This window comes from Nitratidesulfovibrio sp. HK-II (assembly GCF_003402415.2).
GTDB lineage: Bacteria > Desulfobacterota > Desulfovibrionia > Desulfovibrionales > Desulfovibrionaceae > Cupidesulfovibrio.
The window spans coordinates 1,163,059-1,178,662 of the sequence record NZ_AP036014.1 but is presented as its reverse complement, the minus strand read 5'-3'; the positions used below and the strand labels follow the sequence as shown (position 1 = coordinate 1,178,662).

The 15,604-nt window shown below is 68.7% G+C and carries 11 protein-coding genes and 1 tRNA gene; 6 read left to right on the top strand and 6 right to left on the bottom strand.

Annotation, left to right across the window (positions count from 1 at the left end):
* Positions 1-98: 98 nt before the first annotated feature.
* Positions 99-1,043, bottom strand: a complete 945-nt coding sequence (locus RVX_RS04725) for a sulfite exporter TauE/SafE family protein (RefSeq protein WP_116304935.1) — start codon at positions 1,041-1,043, stop codon at positions 99-101.
* On the bottom strand, positions 1,040-1,462 hold the full coding sequence (locus tag RVX_RS04720) for a carboxymuconolactone decarboxylase family protein (RefSeq protein ID WP_116304934.1): 423 nt from the start codon (positions 1,460-1,462) through the stop codon (positions 1,040-1,042). The genes RVX_RS04725 and RVX_RS04720 overlap by 4 nt, the downstream gene beginning before the upstream one ends.
* 194 nt (positions 1,463-1,656) lie before the next feature.
* Between RVX_RS04720 and RVX_RS04715 the strand changes: the two genes are divergently transcribed.
* Positions 1,657-2,565, top strand: coding sequence for a LysR family transcriptional regulator (locus RVX_RS04715; protein WP_116304933.1), 909 nt, complete (start codon positions 1,657-1,659; stop codon positions 2,563-2,565).
* A 111-nt stretch (positions 2,566-2,676) separates the two neighbouring features.
* Here RVX_RS04715 and RVX_RS04710 read toward each other — a convergent pair.
* Positions 2,677-2,763: transfer RNA gene (locus RVX_RS04710), tRNA-Leu, on the bottom strand.
* A gap of 500 nt (positions 2,764-3,263) precedes the next feature.
* Between RVX_RS04710 and RVX_RS04705 the strand changes: the two genes are divergently transcribed.
* From RVX_RS04705 to RVX_RS04685, 5 genes are all read left to right on the top strand, one after another.
* Positions 3,264-4,364 carry a DUF1786 domain-containing protein gene (locus RVX_RS04705; RefSeq protein WP_116304932.1) on the top strand — a complete coding sequence of 367 codons (1,101 nt, stop codon included), beginning with the start codon at positions 3,264-3,266 and terminating at the stop codon, positions 4,362-4,364.
* A 186-nt stretch (positions 4,365-4,550) separates the two neighbouring features.
* Complete coding sequence (locus RVX_RS04700) at positions 4,551-5,855, top strand: phenylacetate--CoA ligase family protein (RefSeq protein ID WP_116304931.1); 1,305 nt, start codon at positions 4,551-4,553, stop codon at positions 5,853-5,855.
* A 224-nt stretch (positions 5,856-6,079) separates the two neighbouring features.
* Positions 6,080-6,589: a DUF456 domain-containing protein gene (locus tag RVX_RS04695; RefSeq protein WP_116304930.1), complete on the top strand. Its 510-nt coding sequence runs from the start codon at positions 6,080-6,082 to the stop codon at positions 6,587-6,589.
* 205 nt (positions 6,590-6,794) lie between these two features.
* Entirely contained in the window at positions 6,795-7,601 is an 807-nt protein-coding gene (locus tag RVX_RS04690; RefSeq protein ID WP_116304929.1) for an RNA methyltransferase, read from the top strand.
* A gap of 324 nt (positions 7,602-7,925) precedes the next feature.
* On the top strand, positions 7,926-10,346 hold the full coding sequence (locus RVX_RS04685; protein ID WP_172596520.1) for a Cache 3/Cache 2 fusion domain-containing protein: 2,421 nt from the start codon (positions 7,926-7,928) through the stop codon (positions 10,344-10,346).
* A gap of 129 nt (positions 10,347-10,475) precedes the next feature.
* Here the strand turns inward: RVX_RS04685 and RVX_RS04680 are convergent, their stop codons facing one another.
* The 3 genes from RVX_RS04680 to RVX_RS04670 form a co-directional block, all read right to left on the bottom strand.
* Entirely contained in the window at positions 10,476-12,692 is a 2,217-nt protein-coding gene (locus tag RVX_RS04680) for an HD domain-containing phosphohydrolase (RefSeq protein ID WP_116304928.1), read from the bottom strand.
* A gap of 98 nt (positions 12,693-12,790) precedes the next feature.
* The gene (locus tag RVX_RS04675; protein ID WP_116304927.1) at positions 12,791-13,951 is read right to left on the bottom strand and encodes a transglutaminase-like cysteine peptidase; all 1,161 of its coding nucleotides are present in this window, start codon (positions 13,949-13,951) and stop codon (positions 12,791-12,793) included.
* 155 nt (positions 13,952-14,106) lie between these two features.
* Positions 14,107-15,444, bottom strand: a complete 1,338-nt coding sequence (locus RVX_RS04670) for an HlyD family type I secretion periplasmic adaptor subunit (RefSeq protein WP_116304926.1) — start codon at positions 15,442-15,444, stop codon at positions 14,107-14,109.
* Positions 15,445-15,604 lie beyond the last annotated feature (160 nt).

Sequence of the window (15,604 nt, the reverse complement as noted above, 5' to 3'; positions counted from 1 at the left end):
CGACAGACACCTGCGACAACAACGACAAAGGCCGGGAGCAAATACGCTCCCGGCCTTCATCGTTTGCGGCTACAGACACGCGGCAGGAAAAATGCCGGCTACCCCAGCCCTGCCGCGCGCCACAAAAGGCCCGCCCCGGATACGGCGAACAACCCCAGCAGCACCTTGCGGAAGGCGGCCTCGTCCAGACGCCCGAAGCACAGATGTCCACCGTACAGTCCGGCGGCCAAGGCGGGCAGCCCCACGCAGAACAGCAGCAGCACCCGCCCGGTGATTTCTCCGTGCACCCCCTGCGCGCCCACGATGCCCACGCCAGCCAGCAGGAAGTATCCGGCCAGGGTGGCCTTCAGCGCGTGGCGGCCCCAGCCCTGGCGCATGGCCCACGCGACGACCGGCGGGCCGTTGATGCCCACGGCCGCGCCCAGCGCGCCGCTGACCAGCCCCACCGCCACGGTGACCGCGTGGCGCAAGAATACGCATCCGCGAACCGCATCCTGCGCAGGGGCGGGCCCACCCGCCGGGGGTGCCGCGCCCTCCCCTTCGCCCTGTGCCGGGGCGCTGCCCCCGCCGGACGCGGACCGGGCGGCGAACACGGTGAACGCCAGCACCATGGCCCCCAGCAGCCCTTCCAGCCACGCTTCCGGGGCCACGGACAACAGCCTGCCGCCCACGGCCATGCCCGGCAGCGACGTTAGCAGCAACACGGCCAACGGACCGCGCCGCACGTGGCCGAGCATGCGCCCCACCAGCGCCACGTTGATGGCCAGAGCCATCAGGCAGCCCAGCGGCACGGCCACCCGCATGCCCAGCACGGCCACCAGCAGGGGCAGGGCAATGACCGTGGAGCCGAACCCGGCAAAGCCCTGGGTGAACCCGGCGGCCAGCGCGGCCGCGCTCACCGCGCCCACGGTCCCCATGGTCCCCATGACGTCCGGGGAGCGCAGCCCGGCGGCGTCCAGCGTGCCGACAATATCCGCGAGGCCGGGAAACAGGGAGGACAGGCCCGCAAGAACGGATGCGGCCTGCGCGGCAAGGCCGGTCATGCCGCCCCCGCGCCGCCGTCGGCGACGGGCATCGCGGCCCGCTCACCGATGCGCCGCTTCACGTCTTCCGTCCATTGCGGCCCGAACACGTCGTCCATGACCTCCAGCGCGAAGCGGGCGGAAACGGTGGCCGGTCCGCCGCCCATCTCGATGCCCACCTCCACCGCCTCCAACACCTGGGCGGCGTCGGCCCCGGCGGCGGTCGCCTGTTCGATGTGCCACTGCATGCACGAGCGGCAGTCCAGCACCACGGAAATTCCCACGGCGATCAGTTCCTTGTGTCGCTTGGGCAACGCCCCGTCGGCGTAGGCGGCCCGCTCCATGTCCAGAAAGGCGGCGTACACGGGGGCGCGCAACCCCGCAAGCCGGGAATGGGCGCGCTTGCGCTGCACTGTCAGCGCGCGCAGTTGATCGTTCACGGCGTTCTCCTTTGATTCGCATTTTCCGAATGATGAAAGGAGCACATCTCTCCTTGCCTGCCATGATATCCCGTGCCACCCTGCGAGACAAACGAATCGTCGTGAATTCGTTGTTCATTAAAATCGAATGATACCGTCGTCAGACGCACCGCCCCGAACAGTGTGCACCGGACGATACGCACCGGAGACCCCGCATGGACATCCGCCACCTGAAGACCTTTCTGGCCGTGGCCGCCGGGCTTTCCTTCCGCAAGGCGGCCGAGGCCCTGCACTATGCCCCCTCCACCGTCACCGCGCAGATCCGCGCGCTGGAGGAAGACCTGGGCACGCCGCTGTTCGAGCGCACCGGCCGCCGCGTGCTGCTTACCGACCACGGACGGCGGCTGCTGCCCCGCGCCCGGCGCATTGCCGAAATGGCCGACGACGCCCGCCGCGCCGTGACCCACGACGCGGATTCGGGCGAACTTTCCGTGCGCATGTCGCAGAGCCTAGGCATGCTCTGCCTGCCCGAGGCGTTGCGCCGCTTCCGCACGCGCTTTCCGGCCACTCGGGTGCACGTGGCCACGGCCTCGCGCCACGGCTTGGCGGCGGACCTTCGCCACGGCGAGGTGGACCTGGCCCTGCTGCTGGGCCGCCCCTTCGCCGCCGAAGGAGTGAACATGGAAACCCTGCGCCAGGAGCCGCTGGTGTGCATCACCGCGCCCGGTTCGCCCCTGGCCGCGCTGGACCGGGTGACGCCCGCCGATCTCGCCGGGCAGCCGCTGGTGCTCACCCGTCACGTGTGGAGCCTGCGCCCCGCCATCGAACAAACCCTGGCCGCCGCCCACGTGCAGCCGGGGCCAGTGCTGGAATGCTCCAGCATTTCCATCGTGCGGCGCTGCGTGGCCGCCGGGCTGGGCGCGGCGGTGGTCCCGCTGTGCGCCGTGCGCGACGAGGTGGACCGGGGAGTGCTGTGCGCCCTGGACGCCTCTGCCCTGGACGCCTCCGCCCTGGCCGACGTGCCGCTCCGTGCCCCGGTGCTGCTGGCCCTGCCCGCGCAGCGGCGCATTGCGGCCGCGGCAGTATTCTTCGCCGGGGTGCTGCGCGAGGTGTTCCGACCGTAGCCGCCCACCCTCCGCTCACCCACCCGGCCTCGGGCCAGCGCGGGCGGCCCCTGCGCACGCCAGACGCAAACGAAGACGCCGCAGCGTTTCCACTGCGGCGTCTTCAAAATATGGTGCCGAGGAAGGGACTCGAACCCTTACAGGATTTCTCCCACTACCCCCTCAAGATAGCGTGTCTACCAATTCCACCACCTCGGCACGGGGAACGACCGTATAGCCTTGGACAACCCGGCTTGGCAAGCGTTTTCTGCTGTTTTTCCGCGCCCCGATGACTGTCACGGGCAGACGGACGACATGGGCGTGCCACCGGTGCACAGGGCCAGCATCCGGCCCGCACCCCGTTCACACCCGGCCCACGGCGAACGCACGTCGGCACGGCAGCCGCCACAGGGCAGAACGAGGACGGCGTGAGACCGGATACCCGCGCCACCCTTCCGGCACTCCCATGGAGGTACGGAGCCCATGGCGCACGACAGTCCCGTCCCCCCCGCGTGGCGATTCCATCGCGCCATCAGCGGCTTGCGGTGGTTGCGGGTTTGCATGTACTGTCGAGCCCTGCCTTCATCCGCCCCGGCACCGGCCGTTTTTCCGGTGGCCGCCGCCCTTGCGGGCCGCCCATGCCACGGGCATGGCGTCCTGCCCTGTCGTGCGGCCCGGCCACGACGGGTACACCGAACACCAGCGAACCACACCGACGCATGAACATACCCAACTTCCGCCCCGCCCCGCAGGCCACCGGCAGCATCCTGTGCCTGGACATCGGCAGCGGCACCCAGGACGTGCTGCTGACCATGCCCGGCCTGAACCCGGAGAACTGGCCGCGCTTCGTGCTGCCCACGCCCGCCCGCCGGGTGGCGAAACGCATCGCCGAACTCACCGCCGAAGGCCGTCACATCTGGCTGCACGGCGAGAACATGGGCGGCGGGTTCTTTGGCGCGGTGAAGGCCCACGTGGCCGCCGGGCTGCGCATGGTCGCCCATCCCGATGCCGCCCTGGCCCTGCACGACAATCCGGAACGGGTGCGCGCCCTGGGCGTGGACATTGCCGACGCCTGCCCCGCCGGTTTCGCGCCGGTGCGCCTGGCCGACTACGAGCCCGGCTTCTGGCGCGCCCTGCTGGACACCTGCGGCCTGCCGCAGCCGCACCTGGTGGTGGCCGCCGCGCAGGACCACGGGCACCATCCGCAGGGGTCCAACACCGTGGGCCGCTTCGAGCTATGGCGCGACTTCCTCAATACGTCCCCGGACGGCCCGTCCGGTGACGGCCAAGCCGGCGCGAACCCGGCCAGCCTGATCTACGCCGCGCCCCCAGCCCACTTCACCCGCCTGGCAACCTTGCAGCGGGCCATCGGCGGCGGCCCCGTGGCCGATACCGGCGCGGCCGCCGTGTTGGGCGCACTGGCCCTGCCGGAGGTGCAGGCCCGCAGCGCCCGCGAAGGTGTGCTGGTGGTCAACGCGGGCAACAGCCACACCATCGCCTTTCTGGTGTTTCGCCAACGGGTCTGGGGCGTGTACGAGCACCATACCGGCATGCTGACCACCGAAAGCCTGCTGCACGACCTGAACGAATTCCGCCTGTGCTGGCTGCCCGACGAGCAGGTGCGGGCCGCCGGGGGCCACGGCAGCGCCTTTGCCCCGGACATCCCGCCGGAGACCGAGGGCTTTCGCCCCGCCTTCGTGCTGGGGCCGCGCCGCGAGATGCTGCGCGGGCACGGCCAGTTCATCGCCCCGCACGGCGACATGATGCTGGCGGGCTGCCACGGCCTGCTGCACGGGCTGGCCCTGCGCGGCGGGGCCTAACAGCGTCATGCCTACCACGCGACCGGGCTGACCGACCGAGCGGCAAGTTTCAGCCTCCGTGCGGCGGCTTTGCCCGGTTCGCAGGCGGTGGGCACGTGCAACGCCTGCCGGTTGCAACGCCACCCGGACACACGTTTTTTCGGCCAACACGGCCCGCCACGCGGGCAACCATAAGAGAGGGGTGCCATGGATTTCTTCGACATCGCCGAAACCTGGAGCCGCGAGGCCATCTCCGCCGCCCAGATCGTCCGCCTGCGCAACACCGTCGAGCAGGCCATGAAGTCGCCCTTCTACGGCCAGCGGCTGAAGGAGGCGGGCGTCACCCCCGGCTCCATCCGCTCGCTGGACGACGTGCGGCGCATCCCGCTCACCAGCAAGGACGACCTGCGCTCGCAGTACCCCGACGGGCTGCTCTGCGTGCCCAAGGCCGAGCTTGTGCGCATGCACGCCTCCAGCGGCACCACCGGCACCCCCACCGTGGTCTACCACACCCAGTCCGACCTCAATTCCTGGGCGGACCTGATGGCCCGCTGCATGTACATGGTGGGCATCCGCCGCGAGGACGTGTTCCAGAACATGGCCGGGTACGGCCTGTTCACCGGCGGCCTTGGCATCCACTACGGGGCCGAGCGCCTGGGCTGCCTGACCATCCCCGCCGGGGCGGGCAACACCCGCCGCCAGGTCAAGCTGGTGCGCGACTTCAAGACCACCGTGGCCCACATCATCCCCTCGTACGCCCTGTATCTGGGCGCCGCGCTGCGCGACGAGGGCGATAACCCCGCCGAACTGCCCCTGCGCATCGCCCTCATTGGCGCGGAACCCCACACCGAGGAGGCCCGCCGCCGCATCGAGGACATGCTGGGCCTGAAAGCCTACAACTCTTACGGCCTGTCCGAGATGAACGGCCCCGGCGTGGCCTTCGAGTGCGTGCACCAGAACGGCCTGCATGTCTGGGAAGACGCCTACATCGCCGAAATCATCGACCCCGCCACCGGCGAAGCAGTGCCCGACGGCGAGGTGGGCGAACTGGTCATGACCACCCTGTGCCGCCAGGGCATGCCCGTGCTGCGCTACCGCACCCGCGACCTTACCCGGTTCCTGCCCGGCGAATGTCCCTGCGGCCGCGTGCACCGCAGGCTGGACCGCATCCTGGGCCGCGCCGACGACATGCTCATCGTCAAGGGCGTGAACATCTACCCCATGCAGGTGGAACAGGTGCTCATGGGCTTCCCCGAAGTGGGGCAGAACTACCTGATCGTGCTGGAACGCGACGATTTCCGCGACGTGCTGCGCGTGAAGGTGGAAATCCGCGACGAATTCTTCGAGGAAGACATGCGCAAGCTGCACGGCCTGCGCGAACGCATTACCCGCCGCATCCACGACGAAATCCTGGTCACCCCCAAGGTGGACCTGGTCCAGCACAACAGCCTGCCCAAAAGCGAAGGCAAGGCCCAACGCGTGCAGGACCTGCGCGAACGCCCCGCGTTGTAAAAAAGAAAGGGAAAGAAAATATGGGGGAAGGGGGAAAACTTTTGCGGCAGCCGTTTGTGAGCGCGCAGCGCGAACATTACGGATGGCGACCGCAGAGCGAAAAGTTTTCCCCCTTCCCCCATGCCCCCTTCCCTCTTTCAAAACTTTTCGATTGGGGGATATGATTTCAAAGCAACGCGCGGCCGCATGCGGATCGTGACGCAAACCTACCGAACGGAACTCCCATGGACTACATTCTCGCCACCCTTTGCATCATCGTGCTGTTCGGCATGATCGGGCTCAACGTGTTCGGGCTGCCGGGCAACTGGCTGGCCGTGGGCGTGCTGGCGCTGTGGAAGCTGCTGGCCCCGGCCGCGCCGGGCATGGACACGTGGTTCTTCGCCACGGTCGTCGGGGCCGCCGCCGTGGGCGAGGTGCTTGAGTTCGGCGTGCAGATGCTGGGCGGCAAGCGCTACGGCTCCACCGGCCGGGGCAACCTGGGCGGCATTCTGGGGGCCATTGCCGGGGCAATCCTGGGCGCGCCCTTCCTGTTCGGCCTGGGTGCGCTGCCCGGCGCGCTGGCCGGGGCGTGGTTCGGCTGCTACCTTGCGGAACTGAGCCACGGACGCCCGCGCGACGCGGCCCGCCAGGCCGCCTGGGGCGCGTTCGTGGGCAAGTTTCTGGGCCTGTCGCTCAAGTTCGCCGCCGGGGCCGTGGTGGCCGTCATGGGCGCGGGACAGGTCTGGCCCGCGTAGCCCCCTTTGCTCAACGGACCAAATATAAAGTTTGAAGAGGGGAATGGGGGTTTGGGGGAAAGGGGAGAAACTTTGCGGCAGCCGTTAGGCGAGCGCGCAGCGCGAGTCTTACGGATGGCGACCGCAGCGCGCAAAGTTTCTCCCCTTTCCCCCAAATTCTCCCCTATCCTGTCTTTCCCAACCCAACCTTCTTCCCCATACGACAATGCTGCAAAACCTGACTGTGGTGCTGGTAAAGACCCGGTTCCCGGAAAACGTGGGCATGGTGGCCCGGGCGTGCGCCAACATGGGCGCGCGCGACATCGTGCTGGTGGACCCGGAGCGCTGGAGCGAGGACGCGGGCGACCCGGCCAAGGCGGTGCCGCTGGCCACGCCCAAGGGCCAGGACATCCTGGCCGGGGTGCGCGTGGTGGCAACGCTGGCCGAGGCGGTGGCCGACTGCGCGGTGGTGTTCGGCACCACGGCGCGCACGGGCGGCTGGCGGCGCGAACTGCTCTCGCCCGAACGGGCGGCGGCGGAGGCCTGCCCGGTGCTGGCCGGGGGCGACCGGGTGGCCGTGGTGTTCGGCCCGGAAGACCGGGGCCTGACCAACGACGAGATCGAGCACTGCCACAGGCTGCTGACCATCCCCACCGCGCCGGAGGCATCCTCGCTGAATCTCGCGCAGGCGGTGCTGGTGGTGCTGTACGAATGCCTGAAGGGCACGGCGGCGCACCCCTTCCGCCCCGGCCCCGGACCTGATTCACGCCTGGCCACCCACGCGGAACTGGAACGCCTGCACGACACCCTGCGCGACACCCTGCTGGCCATCGACTACCTGCGCGCCGACAACCCCGACTACTTCATGATGCCGGTGCGCCGCTTTCTGGGCCGCACCCGGCTGCGCCGCCACGAATTCGATCTGGTCATGGGCGTGTGCCGCCAAGTGAAGCGCATGGCGACCCTGGCCGCCACCGGCACCAGCGCACCCACCGAAAAAAAGAGCACTCCGGACGACACGGAAGACAGGTAAAAGCAGCCCCTCGCGCTCTGCCGCGCTGCCCGCCACGCTTATTCCCGCACAGCCTTCCGCCCGCGCCCCGAAACGGCGCAACGCAACGGCCCGGTGTACTGAACCGGGCCGTTTTTGCGTATTCGACACGGCACACAGCCGCCATCACAGGACGCTCACCTCGGAAACTCATTTTTTAGTTTTCTGATTCAACATGTTGAAGCACCACTGCAACGCACGCGTATGCAAAAATCGATTGACCTCTTGTGAAAAATGGTGCAACCCCCCACCAAAGAAGTGGGGCCTTGCGTACCTGTGGGGGAACGTCAACGGGAGGCGACGACCATGCGGCTAGACTCGCTCAAAATCACCACCAAGATGTACTCCGGGGTCATCATGGTGGTGTTGTGCACCATCGTGTTCCTGTCCGGGATCGTGGCCTGGCGCACCCAGCGCACGCTGGACAAGATGGGCCATGACAATCTTGCAGGCTTCATGGACGCCATGTGCGACGTGGCCGCCATGCAGGACCGCATTGGCGGCGAAGCGCTGCACAACAGCCTGGAGGCGCTGGCCAGCTCGTTGATAGGGCAAGGCGAACTGTACCTCAGCGCCACCGGCAAGTCGGAGCACGAGGTTGTCGACCAGACCAGCGGGGCCAAAACCCGCGTTGCCGTGCCGGACTTCGAGCTGAGCAGCGACGGCATGCCCCTGCCCTTCTCGCCCAACACGCTGGTGGAAAAGCACAAGCGTTCGGTGGGGTCGGACGCCACCCTGTTCGCGCTGCTGCCCGGCAAGCTGCTGCGGGTGGCCACCACCATCACCGACGCGCAGGGCAAGCGCGCCATCGACACCTACATCCCCGAGTCCAGCCCGGTGTACAAGGCCATTGCCTCGGGCAGCGACTACACCGGCCGGGCCACGGTCATGGGGCACGCCTACCGCACCCACTACCGCCCGTTGAAGGACGCCTACGGCACGGTCATCGGCGCGCTGTTCGTGGGCGAACCGCTGCTGAGCGAGGCCTTCCGCACCATGTTCGGCCAGGCCAAGGTGGGTGGGCGCGGCTATACCTTCATCTTCACGCCCGACGGCACCCGCGCGCTGCACCCCACCCGCACCGGAACCAACATCCTGCAGGACAGCTACGGCAAGCAGATGCTGGAAACCCGCAACGGCTTCCTGGAATGGGAATACCAGGGCCACAAGGTGGGCTTCGTGCGCTATTTCGAGCCGTGGGACCTGTACCTGGCCGTGGCCATGACCCGCGACGAGATGTTGCAGGGCGCGGACACGGACATGCTGCGCTGGACGGCGGGCGGCGGCGTGGCCGCCCTGGCGCTGGCGGTGCTGTTCGTGTGGGTGCTGGTGCGCGAACTGATGAAGCCCATGGGCCAGCTTGCCGCCTATGCCCGCACCGTGTCCGGGGGCGATTTTTCGGCCGTCATGCACTATGCCGCGCGCGACGCCGTGGGCGACACCATTGCCGCCGTCAACGCCATGGTGGCCGAGATGAAGAACAAGCTCGGCTTCACCCAGGGCGTGCTGAACGGGATGACCGTGCCCTTCGCCATCAGTTCGCCCGACGAGAAGGTGGTGTTCACCAACGAGGCGCTGGTGAAGCTGCTGGAACGGCCCGGTGCCCCCGCCGACTGGGTGGGCAAGCCGCTTGACCGCTTCGTGTACGGGCGCGCCGTGGACGACATGGCCACCCGCCGGTGTCTGCAACACGGCAACGCCGAATGCAACCTGAGCGTGGACCTGACCACCGAGACTGGCAACACCGTACACGCCCAGGTGGACGTGGCCCCGCTGTACGACCTGGACGGCAGGCTCATCGGGGCCTTCACCATCTACGCCGACGTCACCGGGCTGCGCACCCAGCAGGCCCGGACAGAGGCCCAGCACGCCGCCATCACCCGCGTGGCCGAGCAGGCCGACGCCATCGCCCGCCAGCTTGCCACGGCGGCCGAGGAACTGGCCCGCCAGGTGGACGAGGCCAACGGCGGCGCGGACCGCCAGCGCGCCCGCACGGCAGAGACCGCCACCGCCATGGAGCAGATGAACGCCAGCATGCTGGAGGTGGCCAGCAACGCCTCGCAGGCGGCGGGCAACGCCGAGGGCGCGCGCGCCAAGGCCGACGAGGGCGAACACCTGGTGGCCGACGTGGTGCAGGCCATCACCGGCGTGCGCGACCTGGCCGTGGACCTGCGCGCCAACATGGAAGGGCTGGGCCGCCAGGCCGAGGACATCGGCCGGGTGATGCAGGTCATCGAGGACATCGCCGACCAGACCAACCTGCTGGCGCTGAACGCGGCCATCGAGGCGGCGCGGGCGGGCGACGCCGGGCGCGGCTTTGCCGTGGTGGCCGACGAGGTGCGCAAGCTGGCCGAAAAGACCATGGGGGCCACCCGTGAGGTGGGCCAGGCCATCGCCTCCATCCAGACCGGCGCGCGCGACAACGTGCAGGCCACGGCGGCGGCCGTGGACGCGGTGATGCGCTCCACCGAACTCACCGAAAAGTCCGGCGGCACGCTGAAGGAGATCGTGAGCATGGTGGACCAGACCGCCGACCAGGTGCGCTCCATCGCCACCGCGTCGGAGCAGCAGTCCGCCGCCAGCGAGCAGATCAGCCGGTCCACCGAAGAGGTGAACATGATCGCGCAGGACACGGCGGAGATCATGTCCCGCTCGGCATCGGCCGTGAACGAACTGGCCGGCCTGGCCGGGGACCTGCGCAGGCTCACCGCCGAGATGCGCGCCTGACCGGCGCGGCTGCGACATTCCGCCTTCCGGCAACGCGAAAGGGGGACGCCACATGGCGTCCCCCTTCATGTCATGTCCGCATGCGGACGGCGGCGTCGGACATCCTGCCGATGCCGATCCGGCTGGCGGTTACGCCGCCCCGTTGCCCCCGTTGCCGGTCTGGACGCCCGCCTGGGAGCCGGGCTGGGCTCCAATTTGAGCCAACAGGCGTTCGCCCGCCGGGGTATCCAGCACATCGCGCAGGCCGTGCACCACGCTCACGTCGTAGCTGTCGGTCTGGCTTTCCAGGGCGTCCAGCACCTTTTCCAGGGGCAGGGCCGGGCGGTACGAACGCGGGCGCAGCATGGCGCAGAAGGCGTTGGCCACGGCCAGAATGCGCGCGTGGGCGGATATCTGCTCGCCGGAAAGACCATCGGGGTAGCCCTTGCCGTCCTGCCGCTCGTTCATCTGGATGATGGCGGGCAGCACCGGCAGGTCGAACTCGATGGAGGACAGCACGTCGCGGGCGTATTCCACGTGGCGCTCCATCTCGTGCTTTTCCTCGGCTGTGAGCTTGCCGGGCTTGTTCAGGATGTCGCGCGGCACGAACATCTTGCCCACCTGCGAAAGGTTGGCCGCCGCCTCCACCGTGGCCACGTCGCGCTCGCCAAGGCCCATGACCCGCGCCGTCAGGCTGGCCGCAAGGCCCATCAGCCGCGAATGCCCGGCCAGATAGGGGTCGGTCTGCTCGATGGCGCGCACCAGCGCGTCGATGGTCTGCTGCACCACCCGGCGGTTGCGCTCCTGCGCCTCCACGAGGTCGGTGATGTCGTGGAACACCGAAACCACGCCGCGCACCTGCCGCCCGTCCGGCCCGAACAGCGGGGCCTTGACGATCTGGAAGTGGCGCTTGCGCGATTGCAGGTAGACCACCTCGTGTACCGTGGCCGGGTCGCCTCCCATCAGCACCTGGGCGTCGGGGGCGGTGATGCGCCGGGCGGTGTCGAAGCCGAACACCGCCTGCATGTCCATGCCCAGCAGTTCTTCGGGGCTGCGGCCCACGGCGCGGGCAAAGGCCCGGTTCACGTACTGGAACACGCTCTGGTCGTCGGTGAGCGAGACGGGGTGCGTCATGGCCGAGTTGATGCCGTCCAGCAACTGCTTCTGGTCGTCGATGACCTCGAACAGGGCCTTGAAGTCGCGCGCTATCTCGCGCTGCTCACGGCCCACCAGCCACCACCACAGCGAGGCCAGCGCCACCACCAGCAGCAGGGTGCACAGCACGGCCAGCCCCACCACGGTGCGTTCGCGCTCGGCCAGGCGGGCCAGGGCCAGTTCCGCCGGAATTTCCTCCACGGTCCACCATTCAAGCTGCGGCAACTTGCGCCCGGTGGAGTACACCGACGTCGCGCCGTCCACGGAAATCCGCCGCGCGAAGGGCAGGTCGCCGGTTTCGGCGAAGGCGGGCGGGGAAACGTTCTGCAGCCCTTCCTGGGCCGAGGGGGCGATTTCCTCGAAGCCGCGCGGGGTGCGCTGCACCAGACGCGACACCTGCCCCTTCTCCACCAGCGGCGAGGCGGCCAGGAACTCGCCCACCTTGCCGGAGATGATCTTGGACAGCAGCAGCACCGCCACGGGGCGCGCGCCGGTGGTCGCCTCGAACTGGGGCGGCAGGATGGGCATGAACAGGTCCAGCACCAGCCCGGTCTGGGTGGAGCGGGCGTGCGAGAAGCGCATCCGGCCCGTTTCCAGCACCGCGCGGATGGCCGCCTGCTGGTCTTCGGACAGGGGCACCGGCGTTGCGTCGGTGGAAATGTAGGTCTGGGCGCGGGTGTTCACGATGCGCCCGGAGACGAAGTCGGAATAGGTCACGAACTCGCGCAGCAGGTTGCGCATCAGCGGCAGTTGCGCTGCCAGCTGCGAGATGTCGTCATCGTCGGCACGAACGCCGGGCTTGCCCGCCTTGTCCCCGTTCTTGCCGGGCTGGGCAGGTTGCGCGGCCTTGTCGGCACCCTGTCCGGGTCCCTGTCCGGGCTTGTTCAGCAGCAGGCCCACGTCGCCGTCCAGCTGGTTCACCTCCGAGGCGAACAGCCGGAACAGGTCGGCGTTGATCAGCCGCGCCCCCTGCTCGGTCATGGAATCCAGCCACAGGTTCACGGACTCCACGCGGGCCAGCGTCAGCACGGCCTGCCGCTGGGCGATGTCCGTCTCCAGCTTGTGCCGGGCGTCGGTGATGTTCCAGTAGGCCCCCACCGTGGCGGCCGCCACGGTGACCCCAAGCACCACGATGCCGAACCACAGAAGCCGCGAACGGCCGGCGGGTCTGTCGCGGTCCGGCGTGCCTGTCGATGCGCTGTTCTCTGCCATGGGTCCTCCGCGGTCTAGAGCAAATTTTCAATCGGGGCGGGCGGCGCTTTTCGCGCCGCCGGGGCATTTCTCGACAGACGTTTCCGATGTCGAAATGCCTATTGCATTCTTCGGGTGCCGGGGCCGCCCCTTACGGGAATGTGCGCCCATCGGTGTTCTTCGTTTATGGAGTACTGCGGCACGTAATGTCCGTAACGCTGGTGCGACAGCACCACATTGGAAAGGTTGTCCAGCACGTAGGCGTCCCCGCCCGTGTACACCACCAGGATGGCATGTGCCAGCCGCCGGATGGAGTCGAGCAGGATGACGATACGCATGTCGGAAACAGGCACGCCAAGCTGCTTCAGGGCGAAATATTTGGTTATGGCGTAGTCTTCGCAGTCGCCCGACTTGCGCAGGAACTCCACCGGAGCGGCCCAGTAGTCCACCACGCCCCACACTTCGCTGTCCAGCCGGTAGGGCCATTGATTGAAGAGCGAATTCACGTTGCGCAGCTTGTCCATGGTGGACAGCCCGCGCCATTCCGAACGCAACTCGCCCCACAGGGCATTGCGCCCGCCCAGCGCCCGCTCCGGAATCAGGCCGGGGTTCTTGCGGTCCACGCCCAGCACGCGGTCCCACTTGGGCAGGTTCTTCAGCGGCCCCCGGAACTCGATGGTCTTGAACAGCCTGATGCCGGTGGAGCCTTTGGGCGCGGGGGTTGCCTCCGCGGCGGGCTGGCCCGGCTGGCCCGATTGGCCCGGCTGGCGTGCTTGCCCCGGCTGCTCAGCCTGGGCCACCAGGGGCGCGTCGGGCACGCCCACCGCGCCCTTGCCCGCGACCTCGCCAGCCGTCTTGTCCACGCCATCACGGTCGGGACGCTCGGAGCCGACCGCGCCGACCGCGCCATTGGGCACATCGCCAGGCCCGGCCGCATGGCCCGCCGCGCCGTCCCCTGCATCGCCCCCAGCATCACCCTTGTCCGGCCCGGTGGTCACCACTTCCGCCCGCGCGTCTTGCCGGGGCGGCTCGCCGGAGGCCTGCCGCGCTTCCTGCGTCTTTCCGGTCCCGTCCACCGCCCCGCGCACCTCGGCGGGGGCCGGTGGTTGCTGCCGCGCGGTCGCATCGCCGTCCTGCGCCTGCATGGGCGCGGCCTTGGGGGCGGACCCGCCCGCCATGGCCGTCCCGCGCCACGCGCCGGTCCCGACCGCCAGCGCCATCGCCAGCAGGGCGCACAGCAGCAGGACCGGAACCGAAGGGAAATCACCAACACCCTGCATCAGGCCACGCGCACCTTGCCCACATGCGCCGGGTCCACATGCGCCGGGTTCACGGCGCGAACGCGCCCCCCCGGCCCGGTCCGCCGCAACCGGCGGGCCGGGGAGACTCGGCGCGCTTCCCGCGCCGGTTCCCACGCCCATGGCCCCATTTCGCATCAACGCTCCCGCATGGCATTCTGCTGCGCCTTCAAGATGGGCTTCAGCAGATAATCAAGCACCGTCTTCTTGCCGGTAAGAATGTCCACCGTGGCGGTCATGCCCGGCATGATGGGCAGGTTTTCGCCGCGATAGGTGATGGCGTTCTTCTTGGTGCGCAGCTTGACCAGGTAGTAGAACTCGCCCTTGCGGTCCTCTATGGTGTCCGCGCTGATCTGCTCCAGCCCCGCCTCCAGCCCGCCGTAGATGGAAAAGTCGTAGGCGGTGATCTTGACGATGGCCTTCTGCCCCGGATGGAGGAAGGCGATGTCCGCCGGGCGGACGCGCGCCTCCACCAGCAGGGTGTCGTCCAGCGGAACCAGCTCCAGGATGGATTCGCCCGGCTTCACCACCCCGCCCTGGGTATTGATGATGATCCGCTTCACCGTGCCGCGCACCGGGGCGCGCAGGTCGGTGCGGGTCACGCGGTCTTCCCCGGCGGACAGGGTTTCGCGCAGCGAGTTCAGTTCCACGCGGCGCTTGTTGATTTCTTCCACCGCCTGCGAACGCACCTCTGCCTTGCGGTGCGACAACCGCTGCTCCACTTCGTGCACGGCGGACCGGGCTTTGGGAATGTTCACGGCCAGCGAACTGATGTCGCCGCGCAGCTGGATGACGCGCTGCTCAAGGCTCAGGTAGTCCACCTTGGAGTATATCTGCTTCTCCACCAGCGGCCGGGCGATGTCGCGCTGCTCCTGCGCCACGCGCAGGCTGGCGCCCAGTTGCCCCTGCCGCCCCACCATTTCGTCCACTTCCTGGCGCTTTTGCGAAAGCTGGCTTTCCAGCACGCTCAGTTCCAGTTCCAACTGGCGCTTGCGCGCGTTGTGGATGGAGGTCTGGTCGGCCACCACCTGCGGGGCCTTCTGGATCACCTCCTGCGGGTACACCGGGTCCTTGCCCGCCATTTCCGCCTCCAGCCGGGCGATGGCGGCCATGTGCTCGTACGACTTGGACACCGCGTCGCGAAAGAAGCTGGCCGCCGATTCGTTGTCCAGACGCACCAGCACCGTGCCCTTTTCCACTATCTGCCCTTCGCGCACGAAAATCTCGCTGATGATGCCGCCTTCCAGGTTCTGGATCTCCTGGATGCGCTGCGAGGGAATGACCTGGGCCTGGCCGCGCGTCACCTCGTCCAGCGGCGCGAAGGCCGACCAGACGATGAACACCAGAAAGAACACGCCCAGCGAGGCGGACAGCAGGAAGGCCAGCGGGTGCCCCTTGCGGTGCAGGGCCGCATCCACCTCGCTCATGAATTCCAGGTCGTCGCGGCGCACGCCCTGCTCGGCCCCGTTGCCCATGGAGCCGCCCCGGACAGCCCCGGCCAGACGCTGGCCAAGGGTGGACGCACCGGAACCAGTCTGGCCCGGGGCCATGCCCGGAGGCATGCCGGGGGGCATGCCGGAAGGCGTTGCCCCCCCCGTGCCGCCCGCCGTGCCGCCCGCCGTGCCGCCCGCCGTG

What these genes read in the sequence shown, in the direction of transcription:
- RVX_RS04725 (WP_116304935.1), bottom strand. Translation starts at nt 1,043, where the DNA reads ATGACCGGCCTTGCCGCGCAGGCCGCATCCGTTCTTGCGGGCCTGTCC.
- RVX_RS04715 (WP_116304933.1), top strand. Translation starts at nt 1,657, where the DNA reads ATGGACATCCGCCACCTGAAGACCTTTCTGGCCGTGGCCGCCGGGCTT.
- RVX_RS04705 (WP_116304932.1), top strand. Translation starts at nt 3,264, where the DNA reads ATGAACATACCCAACTTCCGCCCCGCCCCGCAGGCCACCGGCAGCATC.
- RVX_RS04700 (WP_116304931.1), top strand. Translation starts at nt 4,551, where the DNA reads ATGGATTTCTTCGACATCGCCGAAACCTGGAGCCGCGAGGCCATCTCC.
- RVX_RS04695 (WP_116304930.1), top strand. Translation starts at nt 6,080, where the DNA reads ATGGACTACATTCTCGCCACCCTTTGCATCATCGTGCTGTTCGGCATG.
- RVX_RS04690 (WP_116304929.1), top strand. Translation starts at nt 6,795, where the DNA reads ATGCTGCAAAACCTGACTGTGGTGCTGGTAAAGACCCGGTTCCCGGAA.
- RVX_RS04685 (WP_172596520.1), top strand. Translation starts at nt 7,926, where the DNA reads ATGCGGCTAGACTCGCTCAAAATCACCACCAAGATGTACTCCGGGGTC.
- RVX_RS04680 (WP_116304928.1), bottom strand. Translation starts at nt 12,692, where the DNA reads ATGGCAGAGAACAGCGCATCGACAGGCACGCCGGACCGCGACAGACCC.
- RVX_RS04675 (WP_116304927.1), bottom strand. Translation starts at nt 13,951, where the DNA reads ATGCAGGGTGTTGGTGATTTCCCTTCGGTTCCGGTCCTGCTGCTGTGC.
- RVX_RS04670 (WP_116304926.1), bottom strand. Translation starts at nt 15,444, where the DNA reads ATGGGCAACGGGGCCGAGCAGGGCGTGCGCCGCGACGACCTGGAATTC.